The organism is Moorena sp. SIO4A1, assembly GCF_010672065.1.
Lineage (GTDB): Bacteria > Cyanobacteriota > Cyanobacteriia > Cyanobacteriales > Coleofasciculaceae > Moorena.
In genome coordinates this window covers 1-1829 of sequence record NZ_JAAHHX010000464.1, presented here as the reverse complement: position 1 = coordinate 1829, position 1829 = coordinate 1, and the positions used below count along the sequence as shown (strand labels likewise).

Annotated in this window: 2 protein-coding genes and 2 pseudogenes; 3 read left to right on the top strand and 1 reads right to left on the bottom strand. The window is 39.9% G+C overall.

Translation table 11 applies throughout. From position 1 onward, the window contains the following. From F6K53_RS39510 to F6K53_RS39500, 3 genes and pseudogenes are all read left to right on the top strand, one after another. Window positions 1-525, top strand: a pseudogene (locus F6K53_RS39510) (hypothetical protein); the annotation flags it as partial. A gap of 512 nt (window positions 526-1037) precedes the next feature. Next, the gene (locus tag F6K53_RS39505; RefSeq protein ID WP_293085438.1) at window positions 1038-1448 is read left to right on the top strand and encodes an isoprenylcysteine carboxylmethyltransferase family protein; all 411 of its coding nucleotides are present in this window, start codon (window positions 1038-1040) and stop codon (window positions 1446-1448) included. Then, entirely contained in the window at window positions 1438-1650 is a 213-nt protein-coding gene (locus F6K53_RS39500; protein WP_293085435.1) for a hypothetical protein, read from the top strand. Before F6K53_RS39505 ends, F6K53_RS39500 begins: the two co-directional genes overlap by 11 nt. Here F6K53_RS39500 and F6K53_RS39495 read toward each other — a convergent pair. Next, window positions 1603-1829 (bottom strand): annotated as a pseudogene (locus tag F6K53_RS39495) (hypothetical protein); the annotation flags it as partial. The gene F6K53_RS39500 and the pseudogene F6K53_RS39495 sit on opposite strands and share 48 nt — an antisense overlap.

Sequence of the window (1829 nt, the reverse complement as noted above, 5' to 3'; positions counted from 1 at the left end):
GATCTAGCCAAGCAAGGCTATCTAGCTGAAATCAGAAGCTTACTGACACATTATCAAAAGCTTGATCAGCCTGTTGAGTATCTAAAAGCAGTTACAATCAGAGCAATGCGCTTCCTGCCAAATATCGATGCTCAAGAATGGGAATTGATTGTTAAATTTGGTACTAGTTTAGAGAGTTCAGTTAGTTTTACAGAAAAGCTGATGGCAACTGAAACCTGGTTATATCTAGGGCACAAATATAATAACTTTAAACAAAACGATCATATTAAAGCAGTAAAGAATGCTCTTGACTCTGAACCACCAGAAAGATTACAGAAAAACTATCTATTGATTTTGGGACAGTTTGAACCTAAAGCTGTTGAACAGTTCCAGGTTAATAGAAATGATGCTATGCTCGTTACTGCCAGAAATCTTGCTCTTGAAGGTAATCCATCTGACATATTTGATTTACCAGAGCCTAAAATCATTCGACAAAAGTACTACAGTGGACAAGCACCAAATGATAGTGATCAAGAAGCGTATTAAGGAACTGTAGCCTAGACAGGTAGAGAAAACTAGCAAAAGTCATACTCTATAATCGGTTTACCATCTTCTCCTTGCACCCTATGTCTGGCAAACATGGCTAGAAACTTCGGCGTTGCTGATTCTGGGTATGGTTTCGCCCCCCTAGCCCCCCAATTCTGGGGGGAACAAAACTCTTAAAGTCCCCCAAAGTTGGGGGATTTAGGGGGCTTTAATAAAACCAGATAATCGCGCATTCATTCCTTAATTCAGTAACGCCCTTCCCTCTTCCCTGCTCCCTGCTCCCTGCTCCCTTCATCAAAGTGTTAATTTAGCATAACAAGTACGGAAGAGCCAACATTACTAAAGCAAACATCATGCTAGTCTTAAAATCTTGCGCCCTAATCTTATTCACAACTTGTTTGATAAGTTTTACTTGGGCAGGCGTTGCTTTATTTACTCGGCCTAGCGGCACTCCAAATGGTTTGAGGATTCTGTTTTTTTTATGGACACTATTAATAATTCTACAGGTCAGTATGATCGTTCTGACGGAAGAAAGTAATTTAATCCTAGGGTTAATGGGACTGAGTATTTATATCATCTCATTAGTTTTGTTTTGGTGGGCAGTTAAAACAACTAAGGAAAAGCCTTTGTCTATTTGCTATTCCGATGATTTACCAAACCACATCATTACCACTGGCCCCTATAAATTCATTCGTAATCCCTTTTACACATCCTACCTGCTTTCTGTGCTAGCTGGTGTTTTTGTTAGTAATCAACTCTGGCTAATACTAACAGTAGTAGTAATGTTTGTTCTCTACTATCAAGTTGCTCGCCAAGAAGAAGCTAAATTTTTAACTAGTAGTTTTGCGGCTGACTATAAAGTGTATAAGGAAAACACAGGAATGTTTTTACCTTATACCAATCGGATTTGGTATGATAGCTGATAGCGGATATAGCTGTTTTCAATGTGGTGAGGTACAGAGTTTCTGGTTTTCGGAAACAGGGAACAGGATCCCGATTCCCGATTCCCGATTCCCTACTCCCTACTCCCTACTCCCGATTCCCGATTCCCGATTCCCGATTCCCTATTCCCTCTATTCAAAATGGCCACAACCGTTGCAGCAATCGCCAAATTTTAACCACTAGCTCTTCTATCCAAAGCATGGTGATGTCTAACCACTCTAACACTCGTTCTAAAGGATGTTTAACATATCCTTCTGGAGTTGCTTTAGTGTCAATGCAGTCTTGATTGGGCTCTACATCACTATGGTTTCTAGAGTTAGCGATCGCATTATTTTCTTCTCCCTTAAATTCTTTAAGCTTGA

Coding starts and splice junctions, on each gene's coding strand:
- F6K53_RS39500 (WP_293085435.1), top strand. CDS start 1,438: ATGATAGCTGATAGCGGATATAGCTGTTTTCAATGTGGTGAGGTACAG.
- F6K53_RS39505 (WP_293085438.1), top strand. CDS start 1,038: ATGATCGTTCTGACGGAAGAAAGTAATTTAATCCTAGGGTTAATGGGA.